The 21879-nt window shown below is 35.9% G+C and carries 21 protein-coding genes and 1 pseudogene; 6 read left to right on the top strand and 16 right to left on the bottom strand.

Annotated features, from left to right (window positions below; translation table 11 throughout):
- The first annotated feature begins 51 nt into the window (after positions 1-51).
- Positions 52-1434, top strand: coding sequence for an MATE family efflux transporter (locus OWO01_RS14770; RefSeq protein WP_268781244.1), 1383 nt, complete (start codon positions 52-54; stop codon positions 1432-1434).
- A 272-nt stretch (positions 1435-1706) separates the two neighbouring features.
- On the opposite strand, the gene OWO01_RS14775 is transcribed toward OWO01_RS14770, so the two are convergent.
- Positions 1707-2417, bottom strand: coding sequence for a M23 family metallopeptidase (locus tag OWO01_RS14775; RefSeq protein ID WP_268781245.1), 711 nt, complete (start codon positions 2415-2417; stop codon positions 1707-1709).
- A 363-nt stretch (positions 2418-2780) separates the two neighbouring features.
- On the opposite strand from OWO01_RS14775, the gene OWO01_RS14780 reads away from it, so the two are divergent.
- The gene (locus OWO01_RS14780; RefSeq protein WP_268781246.1) at positions 2781-3653 is read left to right on the top strand and encodes a hypothetical protein; all 873 of its coding nucleotides are present in this window, start codon (positions 2781-2783) and stop codon (positions 3651-3653) included.
- A 291-nt stretch (positions 3654-3944) separates the two neighbouring features.
- On the opposite strand, the gene OWO01_RS14785 is transcribed toward OWO01_RS14780, so the two are convergent.
- Both OWO01_RS14785 and OWO01_RS14790 read right to left on the bottom strand, forming a co-directional pair.
- Positions 3945-4172 carry a hypothetical protein gene (locus OWO01_RS14785; protein ID WP_268781247.1) on the bottom strand — a complete coding sequence of 76 codons (228 nt, stop codon included), beginning with the start codon at positions 4170-4172 and terminating at the stop codon, positions 3945-3947.
- A gap of 334 nt (positions 4173-4506) precedes the next feature.
- A complete protein-coding gene (locus OWO01_RS14790; RefSeq protein ID WP_268781248.1) occupies positions 4507-4782 on the bottom strand; it encodes a hypothetical protein in 276 nt (91 codons plus the stop codon).
- Positions 4783-4810: 28 nt separating this feature from the next.
- Here OWO01_RS14790 and OWO01_RS14795 point away from each other — a divergent pair, with 28 nt between their 5' ends.
- The 3 genes from OWO01_RS14795 (at position 4811) to OWO01_RS14805 (ending at position 7450) form a co-directional block, all read left to right on the top strand.
- Positions 4811-5557 carry a spr1630 family ClpXP-sensitive toxin gene (locus tag OWO01_RS14795; RefSeq protein WP_268781249.1) on the top strand — a complete coding sequence of 249 codons (747 nt, stop codon included), beginning with the start codon at positions 4811-4813 and terminating at the stop codon, positions 5555-5557.
- 25 nt (positions 5558-5582) lie between these two features.
- Positions 5583-6782: a spr1629 family repressor/antitoxin gene (locus tag OWO01_RS14800; protein ID WP_268781251.1), complete on the top strand. Its 1200-nt coding sequence runs from the start codon at positions 5583-5585 to the stop codon at positions 6780-6782.
- A gap of 272 nt (positions 6783-7054) precedes the next feature.
- Complete coding sequence (locus tag OWO01_RS14805; protein WP_268781252.1) at positions 7055-7450, top strand: (deoxy)nucleoside triphosphate pyrophosphohydrolase; 396 nt, start codon at positions 7055-7057, stop codon at positions 7448-7450.
- A 129-nt stretch (positions 7451-7579) separates the two neighbouring features.
- Here the strand turns inward: OWO01_RS14805 and OWO01_RS16085 are convergent.
- The 12 genes and pseudogenes from OWO01_RS16085 to OWO01_RS14860 all read right to left on the bottom strand — a co-directional run.
- A pseudogene (locus OWO01_RS16085) lies at positions 7580-7792 on the bottom strand (hypothetical protein); the annotation flags it as partial.
- Between the two features lie 26 nt (positions 7793-7818).
- Positions 7819-8058 carry a hypothetical protein gene (locus tag OWO01_RS14810; RefSeq protein WP_268781253.1) on the bottom strand — a complete coding sequence of 80 codons (240 nt, stop codon included), beginning with the start codon at positions 8056-8058 and terminating at the stop codon, positions 7819-7821.
- 644 nt (positions 8059-8702) lie between these two features.
- Entirely contained in the window at positions 8703-9833 is a 1131-nt protein-coding gene (locus OWO01_RS14815; protein WP_268781254.1) for a DNA cytosine methyltransferase, read from the bottom strand.
- A 90-nt stretch (positions 9834-9923) separates the two neighbouring features.
- Positions 9924-11456: a PDDEXK family nuclease gene (locus OWO01_RS14820; RefSeq protein ID WP_268781255.1), complete on the bottom strand. Its 1533-nt coding sequence runs from the start codon at positions 11454-11456 to the stop codon at positions 9924-9926.
- Between the two features lie 229 nt (positions 11457-11685).
- A complete protein-coding gene (locus OWO01_RS14825; RefSeq protein ID WP_268781256.1) occupies positions 11686-12039 on the bottom strand; it encodes a nucleotide pyrophosphohydrolase in 354 nt (117 codons plus the stop codon).
- Positions 12040-12057: 18 nt separating this feature from the next.
- Positions 12058-14007: a DUF2075 domain-containing protein gene (locus OWO01_RS14830; protein WP_268781264.1), complete on the bottom strand. Its 1950-nt coding sequence runs from the start codon at positions 14005-14007 to the stop codon at positions 12058-12060.
- Between the two features lie 218 nt (positions 14008-14225).
- Positions 14226-14786 (bottom strand): hypothetical protein, encoded by a 561-nt coding sequence (locus OWO01_RS14835; RefSeq protein WP_268781257.1) that lies wholly within the window; start codon positions 14784-14786, stop codon positions 14226-14228.
- Between the two features lie 293 nt (positions 14787-15079).
- The gene (locus OWO01_RS14840; protein ID WP_268781258.1) at positions 15080-15223 is read right to left on the bottom strand and encodes a hypothetical protein; all 144 of its coding nucleotides are present in this window, start codon (positions 15221-15223) and stop codon (positions 15080-15082) included.
- 489 nt (positions 15224-15712) lie between these two features.
- Positions 15713-16483, bottom strand: a complete 771-nt coding sequence (locus tag OWO01_RS14845) for a PHP domain-containing protein (protein WP_268781259.1) — start codon at positions 16481-16483, stop codon at positions 15713-15715.
- A 15-nt stretch (positions 16484-16498) separates the two neighbouring features.
- Positions 16499-17320, bottom strand: coding sequence for an energy-coupling factor transporter transmembrane component T family protein (locus OWO01_RS14850; RefSeq protein ID WP_268781260.1), 822 nt, complete (start codon positions 17318-17320; stop codon positions 16499-16501).
- Positions 17304-19025 carry an ABC transporter ATP-binding protein gene (locus tag OWO01_RS14855; RefSeq protein ID WP_268781261.1) on the bottom strand — a complete coding sequence of 574 codons (1722 nt, stop codon included), beginning with the start codon at positions 19023-19025 and terminating at the stop codon, positions 17304-17306. The genes OWO01_RS14850 and OWO01_RS14855 overlap by 17 nt, the downstream gene beginning before the upstream one ends.
- Entirely contained in the window at positions 19026-19895 is an 870-nt protein-coding gene (locus OWO01_RS14860) for a DUF8171 family membrane protein (RefSeq protein WP_268781262.1), read from the bottom strand.
- Positions 19896-20122: 227 nt separating this feature from the next.
- On the opposite strand from OWO01_RS14860, the gene OWO01_RS14865 reads away from it, so the two are divergent.
- Positions 20123-20959, top strand: a complete 837-nt coding sequence (locus OWO01_RS14865; protein WP_268781263.1) for a MurR/RpiR family transcriptional regulator — start codon at positions 20123-20125, stop codon at positions 20957-20959.
- Positions 20960-21273: 314 nt separating this feature from the next.
- On the opposite strand, the gene OWO01_RS16175 is transcribed toward OWO01_RS14865, so the two are convergent.
- Positions 21274-21699, bottom strand: coding sequence for a transposase (locus tag OWO01_RS16175; RefSeq protein WP_418936225.1), 426 nt, complete (start codon positions 21697-21699; stop codon positions 21274-21276).
- Positions 21700-21879: the final 180 nt, after the last annotated feature.

The raw sequence follows: 21879 nt of genomic DNA on the forward strand, positions 1-21879 counted from the left end.
CCTATTAGGACTATAATGTTCAGAGGAAGATTAATTTTAAGGGGATACAAGATGAGTAGAGATATGACAACGGGGAATCCGTTTAAATTAATTATGTTTTTTACATTACCAATGTTGATCGGTAATGTATTTCAACAGTTGTATAGTATGGCTGATACGTTTATTGTTAGTCAGACCCTGGGGATGGACGCACTAGCAGCGGTTGGTTCCACCGGAAGTATCGTCTTCTTGATATTGGGGATGGCGATTGGTTTAACCGCGGGTTTAGCAGTAATTACCGCTCAACGTTTTGGTAGAAAAGACATCAAAGGACTACGACAAAGCCTTGGGGCTAGTCTTATTATTATTTGTATTGCTAGTGTGATCTTAACTATTCTCGCAACAGCGAATACTCGAAATATTCTAGAATGGATGCAGACACCACCACAAATTATTGATGAAGCGTATGACTATCTCGTGGTGATTTTCATGGGGATTGGTGCTACCGTTCTTTTTAACTTCCTCTCCAATATTTTACGGGCAATCGGGGACAGTCGTACCCCATTAATCTTTTTAATCGTAACATCTGTTTTGAACATTATATTAGACTATGTATTTATTTTAGGATTCGGCATGAACGTGTCTGGTGCCGCTTATGCAACAATTATTTCTCAGATCATTGCATCACTTCTTTGCCTTATTTATATTAAAAAATACGTGCCCATTTTACGTGTTCATAAATCTGACTGGACATTTGCATGGGCAGAATACAAAGAACACTTACGTATTGGATTGCCTTATGGATTCCAATACTCGATTATTGCTGTTGGTTCGATCGCTGTACAAGTTATGTTGAACCAACTAGGGGCATTATCTGTTGCGGCTTATACAGCAGCACAGAAAATTGATCAACTTTTAACGATGCCACTACCAACATTCGGTATTGCCATGTCCACATATGCCGCACAGAACTTCGGGGGTGAAAAGTTTGATCGAATAAAGCAAGGCATGCGTGCGGGGTTAAAAATTACGCTTAGTTACTCCGTATTCATAGGGTTTATTCTCTTCTTTAACGGTCGATTTTTAGCGTCCTTTTTTGTTAGCGATAATAACACTGCCGTCTTAGAATTAACCGAACAGTTTTTTCGGATTCAATCACCATTTTATGTCTTGTTAGCGTTAGTTTTTGTTTTGAGACATACCCTCCAAGGATTAGGAAATAGTTTTGCTCCCACACTTGCTGGCATCATGGAACTCATCGCACGTATTTTTGGAGCGGTTATCTTAGCACAGTACTTTGGGTTTAATGGAGCAATTATCGCAAACCCACTTGCTTGGTTTAGTGCCATTATTCCTCTATCCATATCGTATATTTATACACAACGCTTGCTAACAAAAAAAGACCCGAGCAAACTCGCAATGCGACTTTCACTCGGATCAAAGAATATTATGTAAAAGGAACTTCAATCAGTGGGAAGCTTTCGATCTTCCCCACTGATTTTTTGTAGAGACCTCTAATGTCCCTTGAAGCCTTCGAGTCGCCGACGTCCGTTATCCCCGTTTAAACAACTTTTATTTTCTATTCGTTTTGATGCGGGAGTTTTTACGGACGGTTGCACCGATATAAAAAAATCATCAAGTTCTCAAAATTCTTCTTGCTACTTTTACCTACGTAAGATTTGTCTAATTCTTCAGTAGATTTCTTAATCGTTTCTTTATCCAATCATTTACCCCGGACACACAATCGTATGAGCATCTGGAAAAGCATTTTTACGAGTCTTTGGCTCTCTTCTCCTTTTATTCCATTGGGAAAACTCACGAAAGTACAACGGGACGCCCCTCGTAATCGAAAAGTCTGTACTAGTCATTGCTTGAATATGAATATGAGGTTGCGTTGAGTTTCCGGAATTCCCACAATTAGCAATATGTTGTCCTTCTGATATAGACTGCCCTTCTTCCACTACAAATGAATCTAACTGTAGGTGAACGATGGCAATAAATGAATCTGAATTATCTGGTGCAATGATGATATAGTTCCCTGCAATTGCTTCCGGTCCCTTACGAATCCTATCTCCTTGCCCCAACATATAAGGAATTAAGGTGAAAATGGAACGTCTTGCTTCATGGTCAGGTTCGCCATTATGAATACTGACTACTTTTCCGGAAACAGGTGAAACAACTGGCTTACCAAATGCATAAAAAATATTCGGAGACTCGGTACCTAAAAGTGTACGCCAGGTTATGGATGAACTTGTTCGATTCTTTTCATCCACTGCAATGAAATCAATAGCATAACCTACCCCAAACCGATCTGTACCGTGACTGGGAATCCGCTTTGCTGGAGTAGAACCTACTAACCACCGGCCTGTAAAAGGCAAACGCCCAATTATACGTGGACTAATCTGACTGGAAACTGATACTTCATTGTCATCTTGCATACTAAACACCGCCCCTATCTTAGCAAAAAAGAATCACTAAAGTTCATTGTAATATCCTATACTTAGCTTCTACGCAAACATTATTATCCAATATTCAATACTATAGCACTAATATTCTCTAAAGTTAACATTTATTTCTATTCGTTTGAGTTCTCGAGAAAAGGGTGGATTTTTACTCAGAGTTCTTACCCTTGATCGCGTCTGATCTTCCCAAAATTTATAGGATGGATAAGGATGGTGGGAACAAGACAGCTAGATCATGTTTTTCCCTTAAACTGGTTGTTAGAAGCAAGAATTACAAGTATTATATATGTAGGATTTGAACATGTATTTATACTAGCAAAAAGGGCGTGAGCTTCACTAATGGGTGAAAAAATAAATTATTTTACTGTTATTGTATTGGTTATGTTAGTTGTTAGTTTAGGAATGAACTTCAGCTTGTTAGATCAAATAAAAAATCAAGTATTCAGGCTTTCTGATAGCGAAGCTCGAATCATTGAGGAAGTAGATTACCAAACAAACAAACTCCACGATGTACTAAATGAGTTTACAGAAGAACAAAGCTTGATTAGCGCGATAACGATGGAGATCAATACGGAGAAATTGGAAAGTGGGGACGTGGAGGCAACGTTCCAATGGCAGGTGAAAGAATATCAGGAAGATGCAGACGTGGTCTTTCATTATGCTTTTGGTGATACAGAAACGTACACATCTATTCCAGCCGTGGAGCTTGAAAGAGGACTATTTCATGTAAAAGTGCCTTTTGATTTGGATCTTGAGCCAGAATGGGAAATTACGTCGCATGATCATGTAGAATTATCAATAGAAACGATAGAAGAAGCTTCTCATGCAGAACTTTCGTATTATGTATCGGTATCTGATGATGATAGGATCAAAAGCGGATCGTTACAGACTGATAATCTAGGATATCTAGGAATGAGTAATTATGGATTGATTTATGCAGATATGCATATTAGTGATGGCGACGTCCCTCATACGATTTGGGTACAAAATCATATGGTGGACACATCTGTTTATATCGAAGAAGCTTATCTCCTGAAATACGAGAATAGTAGATTAATTGACGAAGAAAATCTAGAGTTAGAACCATATGACGAAAACAACCCGAATTCCCGCTATTTTCACCACAGTCAGCTAGAAGACTTCGAAGACATGCGTCTAGTCTTGAAAGTGATTTATAACAATGGAGATACGTTTGAAAAGGAAATCTACTAGTAGCTAATAGCATAATTGGTAGTTTTTGAACTCTCTCGATACAGTGTTTGCAATTGCCGGTTAATTGGAGGGTGCTGTCACCAACGGGAAAATGTTTACATCCGACAAATCCCGGGAGGTGCCAGTTTTTTTTACAATGATGAATTCTCAAACTGATCTACTCTCAATACCTAGAGCGGATTTAATTGATCAACCTTTTGGTACAAGCGTGAAAAATCACTTGAATGTTCTAATTGTGCTATCAAACCGATTGAGCTGATAAGCACTTCTGTTATTAAAGTTCAATTCCAATTAGGACCACATACTTTTAACAATGGCTAAAATCTTATCTTCAAAATCCTCACTAACTCCTCCTGGCTCTAGTTGAATAGCTCCCATTCGATATTTTTCATGAAAGTCCTCTTGAAAATATCGCATCGTTTCTGCCTGAACTGTTTTAGTAGGTGTTAGTATATACACTTCCTTTACCGCTTTTTCTTCTGTCTCTCGGCGAATGATACCATCTCGATATTTATGCATTTCTCCAAGAGCTGTTCCTGCATAGAATTTATTTAACCCTACTACCTTCATTATACCAATTGATTTTAGACTCGACTTAATGAGATTATCTGCATATTTCATCCCAAATAATGAATATTTCCATCTATATTTCCAACTGGCGCTTACGTGTACATTGTTTTTGATGTAAGACCTCATTCATATTATTTATTTGCCTCCTTAGTAAATTCGGTATATTTAATAAGCTACATAATATTATATCAGAAAAAAAAAACACTTATTTTGGAAATACTAAGAATTATCCGTAAAAAAACATTACTAAACACTAGTTAGTTAACAACTTCTATTCAAAGTGTTAAATTGCCTCGGTTGGTATAGTTGCTACTACATCATCTTTTAGCGATATATGCCGACCAACCTCTTGATTCACAACTAATTCATCAGTCACAATAACGTATTGCATTTTAGATTCTGCTTGCATATACGTTTTTAGCTGTGGCAATCCTTTTTTGCAGTTACGACTATACAAAAAAACATCGACTATAAAATTACCAACTATTTTCATCATTACTTTAAAAAAATCAATATAAATCATTTCTTTTCTATTATTATTGTTGTAAAATGATACCATAACTATATTTACGAGGAGAGTGGTTGGTATGGAACACTATAGATTCGATTCAAAAGATAGTTTGACAATTGTTACTGCTATTGTGGATGGATATCGAGATTATATCGAACATCGTAAAGACCGTCATGAAAAGATGAAAATAAGCTCAGCTTTTGCATGGACCAAAGGAAATTTTATAGAGAGTAGGTTGGCTGAGACGAGCCCGGAGCTAAACTTAACTTTTAAAAAAGCAAAAGCAGGACTAACATGGGATTACTTGCAATTTATTCACGGGGAAACAAAAAAACTTTTTCTTATTAAGAATGCCGACTATTTTAACGAAAATTGTTTCTCACAGGCAGTTATCCCTAATAAAAATAACAAGGGACCGCGTCGAACATACCTCCACGAACTTTCAAAAATAAATCAAAACCTTGAATTCCCATTTGATGCCTATAGTCAACCATCTAGTCAGAATAACGAACAACTGTCTTTATTTGTCCCAGATAAACAAATAAAAGACGAATTAGGACATTTTCAATCTTCTTATAATGAATTTCATATTCTTACTTACAAAATTGATGACGCTTATCAAATTTCAGAAATTATGCATTATCTTCCTAACCCAGATAATAATAAAGCTTATAAAATAGAAGATCTATCAGAATATATCTCTGGTTCCGAGTTAACGGATGAAGAACGAGAAATTATTGCACCAGAACAAGATAATGATATAATTGATCCTGCAGCTTTCGATATAGGAATCCTCGAGGATGGGGAAGAAGAAAGCAATTAAACCTTTTTAGATAAGGGGGAGCGGTATGTTTATTGGTGAGAATTTAACAAATCTTCGAATCATGCATGGCTATTCACGCAAACAGCTCTCTGAAATGTTACAAGTAACAGAACAGGCAGTCTGGCAATACGAGAATAACTATACCTCACCTAAGATGCAGATTGTAAATGATTTAAAATCAATATTTCATGTGAAAAGTAGATATTTTTATGAACAAGATGTTTTGCAACGCTATCTTGCACCCGAAAATATCGCCGTGATGAATATTGCTTATCGGTCAAAGGTAATGAATGTCATCTCAAAAACACAAGCAGAAGCAAAGCATGTCGAGTATTTAGATTGCTTTGTCAACTATATTACAGCGAATTTACAACTACCTACGCAAAAAATCATTCAATTAAGAGATGAAGTTATTCACTACTTAAATCACTCGACTGATGATAGAAAGATTCAAATAACAAAAGTAGCTGAACTCGCTCGTGAAAAGCTAGGTCTTAGTAATGACAATAATAACAATCTTATTTTTTTCATAGAAAAAAGCGGTGTGTTCTTGTTCGAAAAATCGATTGGTGAAGAGATTGATGCCTATAGCTTATGGACAGAAACTGATCGACCTTTTATTATGTTAGGCAATTTAAAGCGCTCTGCCGTTCGCAGGAATTTTGATATAGCGCACGAACTTGGTCATTTATTACTTCACTATAAAGTAGAATTTACTAATTTGGATCGTAAAGAACATAAAGCATTGGAGAACGAAGCGAACCTATTTGCGGGGGCTTTCCTTTTACCCGAAGAAGCTTTTTTAGAAGATATGAATGCAGTAGTATCTGTTACAAATCCTGATGCGTATATCGATTTAAAAAAGAAATGGACAACATCTCTACAAGTTTTAGGATACAGAGCTCTTCATTTAGGTGTATTCGATGCTAAAAAACACCGCAATTTTTACGCAGCGCTGCATCGAAAAGGATATCTAAAAAAGGAACCTTTAGATGAAGTTTTACCGATACAAAAACCACAAAAGGTGAAAAGCATTCTTGATTTCATCGTAAAAAAAGGGCTAATAAAAATGGATCGGATGATTGAAAAGGATTGGATGGTTGAGATTGATTTCTTCCATCGATTAACGGGTATTGATAAAAATTTCTATCATAATTATATCGTTACGGAGCGAGATTTTGAGCTTATCAAGGTTGATGAAATGACTACTGATAGAAGTGGCTAGGATATAAAAGGAAGCAGGATACAATTCAGTTCTCTGCTTCCTTTTTCTTTTCACCAAACTTTTGAGGGGAAAAGTCAACTCTCTACTTCTATTTTTTCAATACTGCCAATTTACCATAATTATATTAAAAGGTTTTCAAACTTAAACTTTGCTTTAATTCATTCAATTAAACAATTATCCTTGGATGCTCGTTGAGCTGCTTTGTCTCTTATAGCATTGCTAATTGACCTCATGCTATCATTAAAAAAGTACAATAATAGGAGGATTAAACCTTGAAGAAAACGGTAAAAGTTGTTGCTGCAATAATAGAAAATGAGAACAAAGAGATACTTTGTGCACTCCGTTCTACAGATATGGCAATGCCGAATATGTGGGAATTTCCTGGAGGGAAAGTGGAAAAAGAAGAAGATGTTTATACTGCTCTGATCCGGGAGATCAAAGAAGAAATGAATTGCAAAATAGAAACAAGTGATATTTTCACTGAACATACACACGAGTACGAGACATTTATTATAGAACTTATTGCATTTAAAGCTACAGTGATCGAAGGGACACCACAAAAAAGTGAGCATGATAAATTAATTTGGCTAAAACGTGGCAATCTAGCTTCACTTCAACGGGCACCGGCAGACATTCCTGTTGTAGAACAATTGATCAAAGAAAAGTAGCCCCCTTTACAGAAGACTACAAAACGATACTCTTATTTACTTTTGGCACTAAAGTTGATCTTGTCCACAAAATCTAAAACTGTTAAACATTCTTTATCTTGAGTTATTTGCAATCCTCTTCCTACTGTTACAACAATACCGAAACGGACTTAATAGTTTTCTGTTTATAGCTTCCGTTAATCTCATGTCCGATGCAATCTGCCCATCAAAATAGAGAAAGTACATCTTGTCCAACCATTCGTTCATGTGTTGCTATTAACTCTAATACCACTTTCGGATGAAGTGCCTTAACGACTGCTGGTAGGAATTTGCTACCGCATGTTGAAATTCGTCAACAATAAGCTAAAATTATCTATAATGTATAAGAGTCATAAATTAAATTCATGTTCTATCAATTTAAGCAGTTCTTTAGCCATTGTTTTATTAATCTGAATCGATTGGCTTACCTTTCCAGGTATTTCTCTATCACTTTTTCCATAAGTATCAATTTGTATATACTTTTCACCACTATTAGCTGTAAAAATTGAATAAGTTGATTCAACCTCTTCATGCACATTCTTCTTATGCTTATCTACCCTATTAAACTTCGATTCAACAATTAAAGCCATTTTTATCCCACCTTTTAACAATAGTATTCATTGAGAATGTAACCTGTAATTCTCTCAATGCGCTCGTACATAATCTACAATTGAGGTCAACAGGTTAAGGGAATCTGAATGTTCTTTGAGCTCTACTTGGAATATTTCTTTAAAATGTTCTATTATCCAAAGCGTCACAGAAATAAGGTATATTTCAATTTTTGTTAATAAAGGAATTTATATTAACTAAATTACTGTATCTACATCTTCATACCTTTCTATACAAATCCATCTTCCATTTTATACATATATCTCATACTAAGAGATTCTACAATTTTCTACTAAATCCTCTATAAATTTATTTATTTTCCAGAAAAATCGAATTAACCATACTAATGTAGGGATCAATATTGCACCGAGGTAGACTCATACTTTATGAAATTATTTCCTTTTACTACTAGCCTTCTAATTTTCAACATACTCAATTGCTAAAGTATACCGTATGATTGAATAGGAAAGCAGTAATCTCTATCATGCTAATTTTTATTTAATAAATTTTAGAATTTTTCACTTTTTTCACAAATAAAATTCTATTTAAAAAAATAAAAAGAAGGCAATGTACAATCTATTGCCTTCTAAATTTATTATCTTATTCATTTGTTAACAATAATTTGTTAGTCTACCTTTGTTTTCGAATAAGCATTCTTCCTATTCCGCTTAGGTTTTGGGTCTTGAAGGACTGCTTTCCATTTAGGCTCAATATGTTCGTACTCTATCCCTGCAAATGTCTTGAGGATTGCTTCGAAAATTACTTTTGCTCCAAGAGTAGGTACTGCCATTCCAATTTGCTTTCTTACCTGTTCTTTTGGTCCCAAAAACTCATAATCATCAGGAAACGTTTGTAATCGTGCCCTTTCGCGATTAGTCAAAGCCCGCGGTTCAGCATAATGATACATATGGGTACCGCCGCCACCACTTCCTGTGACAGTATAGGATGGAAAGTCAGGATGAAGTCGTTTATAAATCTGACTAAGTTTTGCTCCTTTGACATTTAACCTTAATTCTTGTGGAATACCCTCATACCAAGCATTTTCACCAGGCGGTATATAATTTAACATTTCCACAACTTTAGCATTGTGCCTTGTAAGTTCATTATTAAAGGCATCTTCTTTAATCGGTTTATCCTCGAATGCCTGTCTTACTGTAACGAATGGATTTATAGTACCATCATAGATAGGTTTAGGTACTTTGAACTCTAAACCTAAATCTTTTCTAATTCCCACGATAATAATACGGCTTCTTTTTTGAGGTACACCATATTCGTGAAATTTATATAGGTGAGGCGTAAGTACATAACCCTCTTTTTCAAGGTCTTCAAGAATCTTGAAAAATGCAGCTCCTCCATTTGCGCTCTCTAATCCACCTACATTTTCAGCAACGAACCATTTCGGTTGATGGACATTTAATACACGAACACCAAAAGTATACAAAGGACCATATTCACCATCAAAACCTTTATGCTTACCTACGACACTAAAGTCATTACATGGAAAGCCAAAAGAAAATCCATCTATAGGAGATAGTGATTCGATATCTAACTCTCTAACATCCTGTTGAATAACAGATTCAGGATCACCAGGACATATATTGTGCCTAAATGTTTCACAAGCCCAATTATCTATATCATTTGCCCACTGGTGTTCAATCGTATATACTTCCCCGTCTAGACCTTCTACTTTTGCTTGTTTTGCACCTAATGATAACCCCCCAGGGCCACAAAAAATCTCACCTTTTTTAAAAATCATCTATAACACCCCTAATGTATGGTTACCCTAATTGTAAATCGACATATTTTTCATTATACATTATAGAACAAACATTTGCAGCAAATTTAATCAGGTGAAATCTGCACGCCTGATTTCCCTATTAAGAGTAAAGTGACGTTTCAAATCACACGGTTTCCAATTATTCGATTTGTATTCTCTAGCCAACTTAATAATATTATTGGCAGTAATCCCACACCCTCTTATATTTGCTTCTTGTGCTACTAATTCAACTTGTTTATCAAAATTTTTACCAAACCCTCCTGAAATGTACATAAAGAATTCTAAATTAGGAATTTTATTAATATAAGGTGGAATATAATTGTGCACCATACGATTTTTGTGGTCATTTGATATAGTATAGCTAGCATATGCCTTTGAATCAATAATTCCGCTTAAATCTTCCGATACAGCAAGCACGTCTGGATGCTTTCCCTTATCACCTACATGAGAAGAATCAAAGTCAAAGGCCTTTTGAAATAACTCAACGGTAGCTAACTCAAATTCTCTACACTGATCTCGTCCTTTTAGTGACATATCGAAGTAAGATGCTTCAAATGAGTCCAGGGCACCATTCGCAAAACTTGCTAATTCTTCTTCAATAATAGAATGTGTAATCCCTGTTGAAGAGTAAATTGACTCAATAATAGGCGTATTAACTTCTGTAATAGGTGATTTGGCTGCCATACTTAGAAATTTAGTCCGCACCATTTTCTGAGCTATTAACTGAGCAGTTACCGTTCTAGTTTCATTTAAATTGCGTGTATCTTTTCTATGCCATGGATCAACACCATAGCGCCTTTGAAAGTATTCTTCATCCTCCCACCTCGTTATTAAGTTAGGTGAATTCTCAATAATTTCAGCAATTTCAACTTCTTGCCCAGGAACTACTTTTAGATGTTTTTCGTCTCTTGCAGCAAGTTGGGTATACTCAATCCAGTTAATAAAAGTATTTGCTATATCTGATAACATACTTACGGTCTTATCAAAAGACTGAACACCACTTCTCGATGGATAAAGTTCATTGAAATCAGTTGGCAATACCGAATCTCCAAAGTTACGAAAAGCTAAGATTCTTTCAATAATATATTGGAAATTCTTCTCTGACTCGTTTTCTGCTTCAGTTATAACTATTTTAGCTATCTCCTCTTGAGTAAGGTATTCTATTCTGTTGTCCATTATTAGTTTTAGGATGAATAAAACTGGCCTTATTCTAAATCTGTCACTTACACGAACTGCTGGTAGAATAGAGTATGGCGATGGATACTGAAACTTTAATACTTGGTGCTTCAGTATTTCAACTGGTGGTTCTCCATTTAGTAAAGCATCACCAGCCAAAGTAGTCTGTATTTTACCATCTTTTTTGAAGAAAAGACCAAGACTAAATAGCCACGATACATAGGTTCTTCCACCGCTTCCCCCTTGATCACGTCTGTCTCCTCTTCTTTTTAAGCCTTGTTTCTCTAATACTTCTTCAAAATCAATATGTTTCCCAACCTGTCCAGTCCACTGGTCATTTAATGAACCTGCAATAAATGCTGAAAGAATTTCTGGAACAGATATGAGTTTTCTTTTAGGCCTCGTAATAAACCAATAGTTTTTCATTTAATCAATCCCTTTTTATCTAGCATAGATTATCATAGATTTTCTTATGTATATCGCTTGGCATCATACTACAGAGATCTTACCGTATAGATATTAGACAGAAAGTAGAAACGAGTCTTTAATTTCTAACTTGTTCAAAAACACCTGTGAATAAGTGCTGATCTTTTTCATTAATTATCATTCAAGCAAATATCATAAAACAGTTTAAAGATACCCGTTATTATTACATTTACAACTCCCCATACTTCTTCCGACTTCCTTTGGCCTTATCAACAGGATACTTCACTTGATTTTTCTCGAGTTTTTTTGTAACAGCATCAGTTAAGTCAATGTCCAACTCATGCGCTAACATCATGGTATAGATAAAGACATCGGCTAATTCATCAATTATCTCCTTTTCTTTTTCCTTAACAGCTTCCTCACTCGTTTTCCATTGAAAATTTTCTAGTAATTCACTTGCTTCTAACGAAAGTGAAATGGCAAGATCTTTTGGGTTATGGAACTGTTGCCAGTCTCGTGCATCTCGAAAATCGATCACTTGCTCGATCAGCTGCTCAATAGTAGCGCCTTTTTTGTTCGTCATTTAAATAACTCCCTTTTGTTAATACGTTCCCTTATTCTCAGCTACTTTTTCATTTGATTTAAAGAATTCATTTTCTTCATATATGACAGAGGTTCGTGCAAGGCGGTCTCTGAAATAACTCTCTAATGCTTTGTCTGTACAGTAGATAAAACAGCCTTTTTGACCTCTTGTCATTAATGTCCGATAAGTATTACGAATAATTTCATCTGCTACTCTTTCCGCTTCTTCAGGTTTTTCTTTCAACATTTTCTTTAATCCAAATAGGGATCTATCCGTTTTTGCCCTTTTGGTGTGATCGGTGACAACTTCACCATTACGATAAACTAGATCGTTACCAATAATAACACCGACATAATCAAACTCTAACCCTTGGCATGTGTGAATACATCCTATTTCATTGACTGACTCTTCATCAATTGCCCATGTAGTAGACGTGTTATCCAGATTCCAACTCATCCCGAAGTTATATTCTTTTATTTCAATATCATGAAAAGAAGAATTATTCTTACCTTCTTTTACCCAGTTCCAACAGTAACCAGCTACCATTCTGGATTTGTTTTTCACCTTGTTAAGTCGCACAATTTCTGCTCGCATTTCATTCGGATCATCAAAAATTCTGAAATCATAACTAGCACCCATATGTAGAGTATTTGCCGTGTCACGAATTTGCAGAACATCATCCACCCATGCGAGATAACCATCTGATCCGTTACATCGAAATTGTGATTCCAATTTAGTTGTCGTTAAACAAGCCCCTTGTTCCAAGGCGAATTTCTTAATCAGATCGATACTACCTGCATCCTTCAGGGTCACTTTTTGCCTTTCATCAATAAAGAACACCGCTAACTTTGAAGCGTTAATAATTTCTTTTGTTTGGTTTTCACCAAGATGCTGAAACATGCCAGACTTCTCATTTAGACGATGCGCCTCATCTACAACTAGAACATCAAATTCATTTTTTTCTGCATTCACGTAACTCCCTGAACCCTTGAACAGGTTGTCAATATGCGTTTTACGATACGTGCCTTTTAGTTTATTCGCGTAAATATTTCTAGGCGCAGCATTTTTCGTCACATACTGTGTGACAAGATTTCTTTTTGTCAATTCAACAAGAAGGTTGATCGCGAGAACAGACTTTCCAGTACCTGGCCCACCTTCTACAATCATGATTTGTTTCGTATCCGTCCGAAGCCCATCATTAATTAATTGAATCGCTGTTTCATAGGTCACTTTTTGTTCATCAATCATCATAAATTCTTCATTACCTGCTAGCATACTTACCAATGCGTCTTGCAATGATTTCGATGGACGAATACGCCCGTTTTCAATTTTATATAAATTCTCTTTATTATCTCCAAACTTTATGTACCGTTTAATAAATGATCTAAGCTTACTAGCACTTCCTTTTACAAAAGTAGGGGCTTGATCGACATAAAAGCTATACACGTCATCCGTTAAAGGATCTTGTTCACCTAAATCAATATAATTATGTAAGTAAGCACATGGATATAAATTGATTTTATCGTCTTGAACGCTTTCATTATAGTCTCGAATCAATGATGCATAGGACCATGCTTGATAGGACGGATGCGTAGTTTCAACTAATCCTCGGTTCATAGCTGTTTTAACGATTGCTTCTTTCCCAACTACTTTCTCAATCGTTTCCCACTGTTTTAACTCAATAATTACGACAGCGTCCTTATCAAGGTCTTCCTTACCAGAGATTAAGAAATCGACTCGTTTTGAAGTGTAAGGAATCTTAAATTCAATCGCTACTCCTGCATTATTCGGAATCGATGCGTCACTCAAGATGCGGTACATATATTGCATCGAATTATCCCAAGATCGAACTTCACTTTTATTAATCTTACCAATGCGAGAATTGTAATTTCGCGTTATGTTATTTACTAGTTGATCATCAAATACATCGGTTAGAAATTCCTCTTTTGTTGCTTCATAAACGATCATCGTATTCTCTCCTTCATTAAGTAACGGATCCATTTTTATCTACTTCTATAGTAACACAGGTTAATTGGCCATACATAAATATGTAATTGGACATCTTACTTCTTCCATATGTTGTTATATAGAAGTATTCGAGGAGGAATATCATGTCTGATGAAGTTAGAGGTAATCTTGATGATGTTGTATCACTGAGCGATTCTCAAGAAGAATAAATGTAGGATTTAGAATGGTAAATCATCTTCTTCTATCTCAATTACAGATTTCTGATTGTTTGAAAAAGCACCTTCTTTTATTTGGACATTATTTTTTTCTTCATCTCGTACAACGTTCACTCCATTTTCGCCTTCAACTTCATCTTCTTCAAAAGAAGATTCTAAATCCTCTTCACCCTTCTCTATATCCCCCCATTCTTCCCAAGTAATTCCGTAAGAGGCTCCTCCTGATGTGTAACCCGCTATAAAAGCAAAGGTTTCATCACTTTCTTCAAATAAATCCATCTCTAGCTCCCGTTTTCTATGTTCTGTTCTTCTTCTTTCTTTGTTTACCTGCCTTCGGATCATATTATCTTTTAATTCCTGCTTATACTTATCACTGAAAGTATGACCAAGCATTTCTAATTCCTTAACAGCACACAATTTATCAACTGCAAAATAGTTACTATATCCGCTTACTAAGTTTTTCCCATTGTATTTAGGAATCCAATGTTTTGCGGCTTGTAACCGACTTGACCGCTTCATTCTTTTACGTCGTGGTGTATTCGATTTATTCTTTTTTTTAGCCAAAACATTCACCCTTTCAACCATAGATTTATTTTATCATAGCTTTACGTGATAAAATTAAGAATTGAACAGTGTCAGGCTCTTCATTTGGATAAGCGCGCATACGAGACTCTGACTCCTTCTTAAAATGTCCATTAGAAGTACCAAAATAAAGAAAAAAATGTTTCCGCTCCTTAATATTCCGCGTAAATACATATGCGCATAATTGTTGAGGTACGTGCCTTTTAATTTATTCGCGTAGATATTTCTAGGCGTTGCATACTTCGTGACATACTGTGTGACAAGATTTCTTTTAGTCATTTCAACAAGAAGATTAATCGCGAGAACACGCTTCCAGTACCTGGACCACCTTCTACAATAATAATTTGTTTCTTATCCGTCCTACCAAGCATGGTCTTATGCACCATTGAAAATGGGTATAAAGGATCTCTCCGAACCATTAACAAACTCCAGCAGCAAATCACAGTCAGGAGACCACAGGGGCAGGCACTTCGGTCCAGTATATAAAAGAATCAATGCTTAGTATTATACCTAAGCTGGTGATTGAGTGTGCCAAGAATTACATAGTTGTCCATAGAAGAAATGATAAGGACAGATATCATGGATGATTGATTGTGGGACGGGTGTTCCTGTCCCTGTGGTCCCTATTATTAGGAGGAATATAATTGATATTCGGCTCAAACTTAATAAGATGGGGTATTCCTGGTTGGGTTTTAATTATTTGGTTGATGACCATATATTTCATAAATGATCAAAGCACAGTTATTGATATTTTAAGTGATAACATTTTAAATTCCTTGAGTTTTTCAGCCATTTTAGGGTATGCGTCAAATAGCCCACACCTATTATTCAGGTCTGGGCTATTTGACGCTTACAGAGAAACAACTAGTAAAAAAAGAAAAACCGAGCAAATCTGCTCGGTCTCCATCTTAAACAAGTTGTGTATGCTCTTCTACTATTTTTTTCATATATTTCTTCACTAAAGCAGCAGATTTCACTTTTAGCATTAAGTCACGTGAAACCTCAACCTGATAATCTCCAGATTGGATTACTTCTTTTAATTCGCTGACCGTTTCACAGTTTCGATTCAGTTGATTATAAATTGCTCCATATTGTAAGAATTGATGGGTATCACTACCACCTACAATCGGTAAGCCTATTTTATTTGCAAATTCACCTAAACGTTCGCGATACGGTTCAATACCCTGTGCGTATAAATCTTTCCCATTCAAATCAAAAGCATCCAATCTACGTAATTGCTCAACTGGCAAATGTGTTAACGGCGTACCTTGACGAAATGGATGTGCACCAATTTTTAATAAATTATATCCTTCGGCAAGGTCCATTAAATCTTTAAACCGAATGAAATCTACTGGGTTAGTATGAGATTCCAATGCAACGCGAACCGCAATAATATCCGCTCGATCGCCTATTAACAATATATGACCGACTTCTTTTACATCAACCTCCATACCAGGAAAAACGCGCATGCCCTCAACCAAGTAATAGCCATTTCCATACGAATAATGTTGATCAATATAATCATATATATCCATGAAACGTTTCGTGTTAAAATGCTCTGTCATTGCAATTGCAGTCAAACCATTTTTTTCTGCTTCGTGAAGCATCTCAGCAAAATAATCTGGCATAAACATTGATTTCTTTGAAATTTTCACATGACTATGAAAGTCCATTCTCATTGTACAATCTCCCCTTTATGAAGTGAAATTACCTAACGTAAATACGCTTACGATGTAAATAATTGAAAAAGCTAAGAACAAATAATCACGCGTCCCCATTCGCAAATGAGCAAGTTTTATTTTCTTTACTTTAGGATGATTAAAGCCGTAAAAACTCCCTTTTGTTTCTAATGCCTCAACTGTTGTTCTTGCTCGTTTTGCTGTACTGAGTAGCAATGGATAGAACGACAATACTGCTATTTTGCAAAAATATACGATTGAACGCCAATATAAAAATCCATGGCGATCTGGCGCTTTACCTCTTAACCGAAATGACAGAAACACATGATGATATTCCTCTAACAAACTAGGAAGCATACGATAACCGTAAGCAATACTGAACGATACTTGTCCTGGTACACCAATTTTTAACAACCCATTACTTAACTTTTCTGGATCCATCGAGCAGAACACAGTAATACTAGCTAATGAAATGACCGATAATTTTAACGTTAACAGTAGTAACGGTAAAATCACCGTTCCATCTCCACCAAAAAACAGTGAGGCAATCAACAGATACCCACCTTGACCTAGTAACCCTAAACAAAGAATAAACACAATTAGTGGACTGACTTTTGTTAACACAGTTAAGACCACCATCAAAACAAACATCCCGAATAATACTACCTGATTATGAATAAACCACGGGACAATCCCAAAAAAGAGATACCAGATAAATAGTGTACGAGGGTCTAGTTTTGCTAAAAACGTATCCCCATTTCCATAAGCAGTATTTAATAATTCAATTTTCATCTGTTCAACAGACAACTTCTCTGTAAACTTACTCGTATATTCCATCAGTTTCTACCTTCTCTCTCCAAGCAGCAACAAATTCTGCTACGGAATACGTATACGGTTTGATATGCAGTGCTTGACTAAGCTGAAAAATCTGTGGAGCCTTTAAGCCTGCTCGCTCTAATAACGCTGTATTTCCAAAAACTGATTTCCTATCACCATCATGAATGATTTCCCCTTCATGCAAAACAATAATTCTGTTAGCCCACTCTGCAACAAGCTGCATATCATGTGTTGCGATCACAACTGCTCCAACCTGTCTTTTTAACTGTGCAATTAATTTTGTTATATGCTTTCGGGTAGCAATATCTAAATTAGCAGTCGGCTCATCTAATAAAATCACTTTCGGATCCATCGCAACACCAATCGCAAGTGATGCACGACGTTGTTGTCCACCACTCATTAAACGACTATCTCTGTCTTGTAAATCTGTTAAGTCAAATTGCTCTAAAATTTGATCGACTTTTTTCTGATAATCAGTTACTTTCCGGGCCTTCAGAAAAAATCCCACATCTTTTCGTACACTATCTTCAATAAACATTTGCTCAGGATTTTGATACACGTAGGTAATAAAATCAGCTAAATGCTCTGGCGAAACGTCACGCGTATTGATTCCGTCCACAATCACTTTACCAGTCTCAGGTTTAACTAATCCTGTAATAAGGCGCATTAACGATGATTTCCCTGCACCATTATTTCCCACCAACGCAATGTGATCCCCACGATTTATCGTCAGATCAACCTCTTTTAATACGCGCTTTTTCGATCGGGTAATAGTTTTATAGGAAAAAGCCACTTGTTCCATTTCTATTAGAGGTAATCGATCTACCGGTTGCACACCAAAATCAATATCTATTTCCCTTCTATTTTCACGTAATGAATCATTGCTAAAAAAGCCACATGCTTCCGGCAACGTAACCGGTAAGTTTATTGCATATCCTTTTCCAACTTGAAAAGCCGCTTGTGTTACTTGAGGTGGATAAATCTGACTTGCAATCAATTCTTCTACATGTTGTAATGCTTCTTTTGTTGGTTTTTTTGAAATGACTTGTCCTTGATCCATTAAGATAACTTCTTTGCAAAATTCTGCAATGAACTCCGTATGATGCTCAATGACAATGATTGTCTTGCCAAACTCCTCATTTAATCTACGCAATATCGAATAAATTTCTTCCGCATGCTGGGGATCAAGTTGTGCAACTGGTTCATCAATAATCAAAATATCTGGATCAAGTGATAATGCACCAGCCAATGCTAATAGATGCTTTTGCCCACCACTCAGTTGCCAAATAAACTCTTGATCTAAACCATGCAGACCAACAAGATCTAATGCTCGCTTACCCCGTGATTGAAAATCCGCATAACCAAAATTTAATGGTGCAAAACTTGCATCCTCAAGGACACGAGGGCTCACTAATTGATTTTCAAAATCTTGATAAACATACCCAACATTATGTGATAATTCTGCTACTTTAGATTCTCTCGTATCAAGACCTTTCACTGTCACCTTGCCACTAAAATCGCCAACATAATAATGGGGAATTAAACCATTTAACAACTTACATAAAGTTGATTTTCCACTACCATTACTACCCATAATCGCCAAAAACGTCCCTTTTTCAATCGTTAAGGACACATCATGTAACACTGCTGTCTCAGTTCCAGGGTACTGAAATGTTACCCCTTCTAATTGGATTTGTGCAGTCATTTATAATATCCTTTCGTTTTCTCTATTAGTTGTATTTTTTCGTAGCATAATTATAATTGTAATCACCGCTAACAATGCAGCGGCCAGAATACTCACCCAGATAAACGAATCTCCAAACATTGCAACAAAATCCGCTTCCCATTCCCAGTTAAAACCTGCCTCAGACAAGTACTCAAACAAAAACGCTGCTCCCGCTAAGAAGATACCGCCAACAACTAAACGAGGACCGATGATCTCAGCTAGTGAATAGGACATCTGATTATGACGTGGCTTCATACCAAGCAATGGTTCAATTTTTCCGTATAGGCGTGGTACTAAATAAACTGTTGGGAGAAGTGCAAATAGAATACCAGAAAACAAGATATCATTTAAAAAGGCAAACCCTTCAATCACCACAACACTTTCTGCTAAACCTGGAACAGATTCTAACTCTTCTACCCCGACCCAAACTTTTAAAATATCAACCATCGCACTAATTGCTTGATGTATAATTACACCTGTTAGTGCTGCAACAGCTACTTGACGCTTATTTTTCGGATCGCGTACCAGCGTTCCCGCAATAAACATCGCTAATGAAAAAGCAATGAATTTTTCTAATTCTCCAAAACCGCCGAATTGGCCGAGCATAATTTCTCCAAAAATAATTTCGCCTAAAGCAGCACCAACCGCTGCATACAAAGGATGAAATAACATACATAACGTTAATGGGATAAAAGCAAAATATTCAATGGAAAATTCTATTGGACCAAGATTCACAGATGGTACTAGTTCGGTAATCATGTTTGATAAACCGTATAGGGACATGGATAAAATAAATACCATCATTTTTTGTGACTGTGTTAATGTGTACCGCTCTTTTAATTTACTCATTTTCTTTTCCCTCCTTGATTAACTTACTCTAATTGTAGATGACGTATATTAATCTAATTTAGGAATGCGGTTAAGAAACTGTAAATTTATTACCGTTATTTATCATTATGTAAATTTTCTTTCATAAATCGTTTTAATAGTAATACGAATGGTATTATTTAGATGGATAATGTAATAGCTTCTAATAGATGAGTAACCTATTAAACAAAAGGAGAAAAACAAAACCTATGTATAACTTTGACTGGAACACCTCATATATGTCACCAACACAAGTTAAAATCGCTAACTATATTCAAAAAAACACACAAAAAGTATTGCTTTCAACTGAAGCTGAGATCGCTGCAGCCACAAATGTTAGTATTGCCTCTGTTTCACGATTTTGGCGATCAGTAGATTATCTAAACTTCAAAGATTTTAAAAAGCAGATGCAGGCAAATTTAGAAGTTTCACCTGCTGGAAAATGGAAGGATCTATTAGAAAAAGTCGACAAGCAGTCTTCTTTGCAATTCTATACCTTAGAATCTGCCGTCAATCATTTACATCAAACGATGGAATATGTCTCAAATCATGCTTTTAAAAAAGCAGTCAATTTGATTACGGAAGCACGAAAAATTTATATTTATAGTCCTGGTCCCTCACGAGGTTTAGCTAATTTAATGGATTATCGAATCAGCCGTTTTAATTGTGATGTGTCGATAATCTCAGAGGGAGGTAGTGAACTATTTGAACAGATGATGCACTTTACAAAAGAAGATGTCGTGGTGATTTTTGGATTTGTTCGTTTACTACCAGAGGCGAAAGTGCTTTTAGACCATGCAGAAGAGGCTAGTTACCGTACAATCATCCTAACCGACCAACTTATATCTGATTTCTCTAAAAAAGCAGATAGTGTCTTATTTGCAAGTCGAGGGGAAGAGCACGCATTTCATTCCATGATCGCCCCTACTTTCTTAATAGAAAATTTAATCATTTCCATTGGCATGAAAAGCAAAGAAACAAATATAGATCGATTAGAGCAGTTAAGTGAATTACGCAGGAGGTATGCTAATGAACTCCCTCGATAATTTTAGTGTTATTCGCCAAGGGGCCAGACCCAATGACGATGCACCTATGTAGTTTTATTGTAAATAAGCAAAAAAAATATATCTGATTTTACTTTCAGAAATTTAAAAAGGAAACAGAGGTCTAATTTCGATCTCGTTCCCTTTTTTTCCTTTTATTTATTTTTTATTACTTATCTCAATTACTTCTTCTTCTTTTCCTTGATCAGAGCCACATTTCCTTTGAAGACAGTTTCTTTTTTCTTGGGTATGGGGACTTTTTACCTTCCTCTCGATGTTTTGCTTTTCTTCCGAAATAATGCCTCTTCAAACGCTCCCTAAGACTTGAACATATATGTCCGCATCAATTGTAGAAAGGCCCATAATGTTTTTGACGTTCTTGTTTTAAGTTGGATAATCTGTGCTAAACCAAAAGTTGCTAGCGCTATGAACATCTGATTCCACATTCCTTGAGGACTTGTGCTCCAAATCTTCACGATACTTAGATGCTGCTTGATCCATCGGAAAAATGTTTCAATTCCCCACCGATAGCGATAAAGATCCATAATTTGTTCACTAGTTAAATCCCATCTTGATGTCAGTAAACGATAAGTGCGTTGTTCTTCATCTTTAAATTCAACAAGACGAACAGGTTTTTCTGATTTTCCGAATAAGACTTTTGAATCCCTTATGATCGCAGGATGACTGACTTCGTATTCTTCTTGGGAATATAAGTGTAATTTTTTGGAAATCCGCGCAAAAATAGATCCAACATCAAAAAAGCAGGATCAGTTAGAATTGTTTTGATGTTATTTTAGATTGAAACATATTGTACCAGGAATGGTTATAACAATAATTAACGCTTTGCATTTGCAGGTTTAACTAAAGAAGATTTTCCTTTGTTCCTAATAGTAGTTATTAGGGAAAAGAAATCTAATCAAGAT

Origin of the sequence: Natronobacillus azotifigens (genome assembly GCF_026805325.1) — a bacterium.
GTDB lineage: Bacteria > Bacillota > Bacilli > Bacillales > Amphibacillaceae > Natronobacillus > Natronobacillus azotifigens.

Bases quoted from the DNA above. Each gene is read 5' to 3' on its own strand.
- OWO01_RS14825 (WP_268781256.1), bottom strand. From the start codon at position 12,039: ATGACGAACAAAAAAGGCGCTACTATTGAGCAGCTGATCGAGCAAGTG.
- OWO01_RS14820 (WP_268781255.1), bottom strand. From the start codon at position 11,456: ATGAAAAACTATTGGTTTATTACGAGGCCTAAAAGAAAACTCATATCT.
- OWO01_RS14865 (WP_268781263.1), top strand. From the start codon at position 20,123: ATGTATAACTTTGACTGGAACACCTCATATATGTCACCAACACAAGTT.
- OWO01_RS14790 (WP_268781248.1), bottom strand. From the start codon at position 4,782: ATGGTATCATTTTACAACAATAATAATAGAAAAGAAATGATTTATATT.
- OWO01_RS14785 (WP_268781247.1), bottom strand. From the start codon at position 4,172: ATGCATAAATATCGAGATGGTATCATTCGCCGAGAGACAGAAGAAAAA.
- OWO01_RS14855 (WP_268781261.1), bottom strand. From the start codon at position 19,025: ATGACTGCACAAATCCAATTAGAAGGGGTAACATTTCAGTACCCTGGA.
- OWO01_RS14770 (WP_268781244.1), top strand. From the start codon at position 52: ATGAGTAGAGATATGACAACGGGGAATCCGTTTAAATTAATTATGTTT.
- OWO01_RS14850 (WP_268781260.1), bottom strand. From the start codon at position 17,320: ATGGAATATACGAGTAAGTTTACAGAGAAGTTGTCTGTTGAACAGATG.
- OWO01_RS14810 (WP_268781253.1), bottom strand. From the start codon at position 8,058: ATGGCTTTAATTGTTGAATCGAAGTTTAATAGGGTAGATAAGCATAAG.
- OWO01_RS14815 (WP_268781254.1), bottom strand. From the start codon at position 9,833: ATGATTTTTAAAAAAGGTGAGATTTTTTGTGGCCCTGGGGGGTTATCA.
- OWO01_RS14860 (WP_268781262.1), bottom strand. From the start codon at position 19,895: ATGAGTAAATTAAAAGAGCGGTACACATTAACACAGTCACAAAAAATG.
- OWO01_RS14800 (WP_268781251.1), top strand. From the start codon at position 5,583: ATGTTTATTGGTGAGAATTTAACAAATCTTCGAATCATGCATGGCTAT.
- OWO01_RS14845 (WP_268781259.1), bottom strand. From the start codon at position 16,483: ATGAGAATGGACTTTCATAGTCATGTGAAAATTTCAAAGAAATCAATG.
- OWO01_RS14775 (WP_268781245.1), bottom strand. From the start codon at position 2,417: ATGCAAGATGACAATGAAGTATCAGTTTCCAGTCAGATTAGTCCACGT.
- OWO01_RS14830 (WP_268781264.1), bottom strand. From the start codon at position 14,007: ATGATCGTTTATGAAGCAACAAAAGAGGAATTTCTAACCGATGTATTT.
- OWO01_RS14795 (WP_268781249.1), top strand. From the start codon at position 4,811: ATGGAACACTATAGATTCGATTCAAAAGATAGTTTGACAATTGTTACT.
- OWO01_RS14780 (WP_268781246.1), top strand. From the start codon at position 2,781: ATGGGTGAAAAAATAAATTATTTTACTGTTATTGTATTGGTTATGTTA.
- OWO01_RS14840 (WP_268781258.1), bottom strand. From the start codon at position 15,223: ATGGTTCGGAGAGATCCTTTATACCCATTTTCAATGGTGCATAAGACC.